The 4,733-nt window shown below is 67.1% G+C and carries 4 protein-coding genes; 2 read left to right on the top strand and 2 right to left on the bottom strand.

Going from position 1 to position 4,733, the window contains the following annotated elements:
- Positions 1–815, bottom strand: an 815-nt coding sequence (locus P409_RS27035; RefSeq protein WP_034845703.1) for a LysR family transcriptional regulator, incomplete at its 3' end; no start/stop codon positions are given.
- A gap of 292 nt (positions 816–1,107) precedes the next feature.
- Positions 1,108–1,965 carry a MurR/RpiR family transcriptional regulator gene (locus P409_RS27030; RefSeq protein WP_052121448.1) on the bottom strand — a complete coding sequence of 286 codons (858 nt, stop codon included), beginning with the start codon at positions 1,963–1,965 and terminating at the stop codon, positions 1,108–1,110.
- 100 nt (positions 1,966–2,065) lie between these two features.
- Here P409_RS27030 and P409_RS27025 point away from each other — a divergent pair, with 100 nt between their 5' ends.
- Together P409_RS27025 and P409_RS27020 are read left to right on the top strand one after the other, a co-directional pair.
- Positions 2,066–3,685 carry an ABC transporter substrate-binding protein gene (locus P409_RS27025; protein WP_034845702.1) on the top strand — a complete coding sequence of 540 codons (1,620 nt, stop codon included), beginning with the start codon at positions 2,066–2,068 and terminating at the stop codon, positions 3,683–3,685.
- Positions 3,686–3,751: 66 nt separating this feature from the next.
- Positions 3,752–4,729, top strand: coding sequence for an ABC transporter permease (locus P409_RS27020; RefSeq protein WP_034845701.1), 978 nt, complete (start codon positions 3,752–3,754; stop codon positions 4,727–4,729).
- Positions 4,730–4,733: the final 4 nt, after the last annotated feature.

Below are 4,733 nucleotides of genomic sequence, written 5' to 3'. Positions count from 1 at the left end.
ACCCGCGGCGATGCCAGCGGCAGCGGCCGCACCTCCAGCCCATGGTCCCGCGCCAGGCGTTCGGCCAGGTGCCGGCGCAGCACCGCCACCATCGGCGCCCCGGCCAGCACCGGCCCGGCCGACAGCAGCGGGACGCGCAGCGCGATCCGGCGCTGCAGGCCGAGCCCGGCCAGGGTGCGGTCCAGGAAACCCAGCTCCTCCGACAGGGACGAGACCTCGACATGCGGCAGCGCCGCGAAACCGGCGGCGGTCAGCGTCCGGCCGGTGCCGGCGAGGCCGTGCCCCAGAAGGGCGACGAAATCATCGCGCAGCAGGCGGTGCCGGACGAAGCGCTCGCCGTCCGGCTCGGCGGCGCCGATCGCCAGGTCGAGATCGCCGCGGTCGAGCCGGTCCGGCGCGTTCAGCATGCCGCTGGCGCGGATGTCGAGCACCATTCCGGGGGCGAGGGCGGCGCAGCGGGCGACGATCGCCGGGGCCAGCACCACGGCGCTGTAGGTGTCGACCGCGATGCGGAAGCTATGAGTGGCCGCCGCGGGATCGAAGGCCGGGGCGTGCAGCGAGAGCTGCAGGTCGCCCAGCGCGCGGCGGACCGGGGCCGCGATCTCCTCGGCCCGCGCCGTCGGCATCATGCCATGCGGGCTGCGGATGAACAGCTCGTCCTTCAGCAGATGGCGCAGCCGCGCCAGGGCATGGCTCATCGCCGGCTGGCTCAGGCCGATGCGGGCGCCCGCGCGGGTCACGCTGCGCTCGTTCATCACCGCGTCGAACACGACCAGCAGGTTGAGGTCGAAGACGCCCCAGTTCAGCTCCGGCATCGGCAGGGATCCCCACGGGACGCGGCACCGGAACAAGCCCGGCGCCGCCCCCTAGAGATTTTGTCGGAAGTAAAGGTGTCAATGAGCGAAGCGGCGGCAAGGACAGGATGCCGCAGCATCAGCAAGAAAAGAACCGGCCGTAATACTCAGAATTCTGAATTCTTTATTAACTTTCCGTAAGACCAAATCCACCCATGATCGCCCACCCGGCCGCCCTCGCCGTCAGCGACACGCTGGAGCGTCGTCTCCGAGAAGCCGAGCGGCGGCGCCTGATCTGCCGGATACAGCAGCGTCACTCCGGTCGATAGCTCTCGGCCAGCTTCCGATGCACGTCGATTCCTTCGGAGCGGCGATTGGAGACCGCGGCGATGATGCCCTCAGCGATTGCCACCGCCGCCGTGGCCGAATTTGGCAGCAGCGCCCGTTCGGCCTGGGCGTAGAAGACGACGTCGGCGTATTTCGTCAGTGGGCTGGTCGGCCGGTCAGTCAGGCAGATGATCATGGCCCCGTTCTCGCGGCCGATCCTCGCGATATCCAGCGTCTCGGCCGAGTAGCGCGGAAAGGACGCCAGGATCAACAGGTCCCGTGGTCCGCAATGCACCACCCGCCGCATGGCCGAATTGGCCCCGCCGCCGGCCCCCATCTCCGTCGCATTGCCCCGGCAGAACGGCTCCAGCCCATGGATCAGCAGCCCCGCCACATGCCGGCTCAACCCCATGCCGAAGGCGAAGATCCGCTCCGCGATGAGAATCAACTCGATCGCCCGGGCACAGCTCTCCTCGTCGATGCCGGCCAGGGTCCGGTTCAGATTCGCCAAATCCTGCCGCAGCCCGTCCTGAATCACGTCGAACGGACCCGCGGTCTCGTCGATCTCCTCCCGCAGCTTGGTCGCCGGCGACAGATCGGTTCGCAGCGCGTCGCGCTGGGAGTTCCGGAATTCGGCAAAGCCCGAGAAGCCGATCGCCTTGGGGAAGCGGTTGGCGGTCGCGTTGGAGACCTCGCAGCGGGCCGCCAGCTCGACATTGTTCAGCGTCGCGGCTTCGGTCGGATGCCTGAGGATGAAATCGGCGATGCGGCGATGGCCGGGGCTGAGCCGGTCATAGGCCTTCGCGACCAGCTGCGCGACCTCGGAGTAATAAACCCTGCCCATCCGCGCGCTCGCTCTTGACTCCTAGATTTTTCACGCTTTTCATTGCGACGAAAAAAATTGTTCGTCAATGCAAGACGCACACAGCCAGAGGGGGCTTCCCGTGGAAATCCGGCACTGGGCAACCTACGCTGCAGCGCTTCTGCTGCTCGCAACCGGCGCGGCTTCGGCCAAGGACCTGACGATCGGCCAGGCGGCCGAGCCGTCCGCCGCCGACCCGCATTATCACGACGTCTCGTCGAACAATGCCCTGGCGCTGCACATCTTCTCCGCGCTCGGCGCCTCCGACGCGAACAACGCCATCAAGCCGGATCTCGCCAAATCCTGGAAGGCGGAAGACGACCACAGCTGGGTCTTCAAGCTGCGCGACGACGTGAAGTTCTCGGACGGCTCGGACTTCAACGCCGACGACGTGATCTTCACCTTCTGCCGGGTGATGAACAACGAGGGCAGCGTCAACGCGTCGTTCTCGGACGAGGTCCGCAACTTCGCCTCGGTCGAGGCGCCGGATCCCTACACGCTGCGCATCACCACCAAGGCGGTGGAACCGCTGCTGCCCGAGCTGGTGGCCGAGATCGCGATCCTGAGCGAGGGCATCGTCCAGCACGGCAAGATCACCTTCGACCTCGCCAACAAATGCGGCGTCACCGGCCCCTGGCCGAGTGTCGACGACTTCAATTCCGGCAAGGACGCGATCGGCACCGGGCCGTTCCTGCTCGACAAGTACGAACATGGCAGCGGCATCACCCTCAGCCACAATCCCCATTACTTCGGCAAGGCGCCGGAATGGGACCATGTGAAGTTCGTGCCGGTGCCGTCCGACGGCCCGCGCCTCGCCGGGCTGCTGTCGGGCGACTACGACTTCATCGACGCGCCGGCCGCCCGCGACATCGCGCAGATCAAGCAACGCGACGACCTGGCCTATGCCTCGAAGGAATCGAGCCGGGTGATCTTCCTGCAGATGGATATCGGGCGCGACAAGAGCCCGTTCATCGAGACCAAGACCGGCGCCAACCCGTTCCAGGACGAGCGCGTACGCAAGGCCATGTCGATGGCGATCGACCGCAAGGCCATCGTCAGCCGGATCATGGACGGCTTCGCCGAGCCCGCCTATCAGTTCGTGCCGAGCACGATGTTCGGCGCCCTCCCCGACCCGAAGCCGCTGCCCTACGACCCCGCCCAGGCCAAGGCGCTGCTGGCCGAGGCCGGCTATCCCGACGGCTTCGACGTCACGCTGCACGCGACCAACAATCGCTACATCAACGATTCCCAGGTCGCCCAGGCGGTGGCGCAGTTCCTGACCCGCGTCGGCATCCGGACCAAGCTCGACGCCATGACCAGCTCGATCTTCTTCACCCGGCGCGCCAAGCGGGAGTTCAGCTTCGCGATGGGCGGCTGGGGCTCGACCAGCGGTGGCGCCGCGTCGTTCCTGCGGCAATACGTGACAACGGACAATGACTCGCTCGGCATCGGCGCCTCGAATTACGGCGCCTGGTCCGACCCGGATTTCGACAAGGTGCTGATCCAGGCCATCGGGACGGTCGACGAGACCAAGCGGGCCGAGCTGCTGCGCCAGGCCACGCAGATGGCGATGGACAAGCTCGGCTTCATCCCGCTGCACTTCGAAAGCTCGCTCTGGGCCTTCCGCAAGGGGCTGCACTACGAGGGGCGGATGGACCAGTACACGCTGGCCCAGGACATCACCATGGCCGCGTCGGACTGACCGCCGTCCCGTTCCGAGGCCGGCGCGCTTGGCGCGCCGGCATCCCCTCCACCGGTCCCGGCAGACATGACGCTCTACGCCTTCCAGCGCCTTCTGCAGAGCATCGCGGTGCTCTTCGCCGTGTCCGTGGCCGTGTTCCTCGCGGTCTATGCCATCGGCAACCCCGCCGACCTGCTGATCAGCCCCGACGCCACCCAGCTGGAGCGGCAGGAGCTGATTGCGCGGCTGGGCCTCGACCAGCCGATCTGGACGCAATACGCCACCTTCCTGTGGAACGGGCTGCATGGCGACATGGGCACGTCCTTCGTCCACGGCGAACCGGCGCTGCGCCTGATCCTGACCCGGCTGCCCGCGACCTTCGAGCTGGTGACGCTGTCGCTGCTGGTCGCCAGCCTGATCGGCATTCCGATCGGCCTGTGGGTCGGGCTGAACGACGGCAGCCGCCTCTCCAGCGCGGTGATGACGGGCTCGATCTTCGGCTATTCGATCCCAAGCTTCTGGAAGGGGCTGGTGCTGATCCTGGTCTTCGCCGTCTGGCTGCGCCTCCTGCCCGCCTCCGGCCGCGGCGACACGGTCGCGGTCCTCGGCATTCCCTTCAGCTTCCTGACCCTCGACGGGTGGCGGCACCTGGCGATGCCCGTACTGAACCTGTCGATCCCCAACATCGCGCTGATGATCCGGCTGACCGCCGCCGGCGCCGCGGAGGCCCGCAACCAGGACTACGTCAAATTCGCCCGCGCCAAGGGTGTCGGCAGCCGGCGCATCGTCCGCCGCCACATCCTGCGCAACATCCTGAGCCCGATCGTGACCATCCTGGGCATGGAGTTCGGCTCGCTGCTGGCCTTCTCGACCATCACCGAGACGGTCTTCGCCTGGCCGGGCATGGGCAAGCTGCTGATCACCAGCATCTACCAGCTCGATCGCCCGGTCATCGTCTCCTACGTCATGCTGGTGACCTTCATCTTCGTGGTGATCAACCTGCTGGTCGACTTCGCCTATGCGGCGCTCGACCCGCGCGTGAAGCTGGTGGAGCGCCTGTCGTGACCGC

The sequence above is a fragment of the Inquilinus limosus MP06 genome (assembly GCF_000767795.1).
In the GTDB taxonomy this organism is placed as follows: domain Bacteria; phylum Pseudomonadota; class Alphaproteobacteria; order DSM-16000; family Inquilinaceae; genus Inquilinus; species Inquilinus limosus_E.
The sequence above is the reverse complement of the archived record's forward strand: the minus strand, read 5'-3'. Positions and strand labels throughout refer to the sequence as shown.

Excerpts from the sequence above, each read along its gene's own strand:
- P409_RS27030 (WP_052121448.1), bottom strand. The coding sequence starts at position 1,965 with ATGGGCAGGGTTTATTACTCCGAGGTCGCGCAGCTGGTCGCGAAGGCC.
- P409_RS27020 (WP_034845701.1), top strand. The coding sequence starts at position 3,752 with ATGACGCTCTACGCCTTCCAGCGCCTTCTGCAGAGCATCGCGGTGCTC.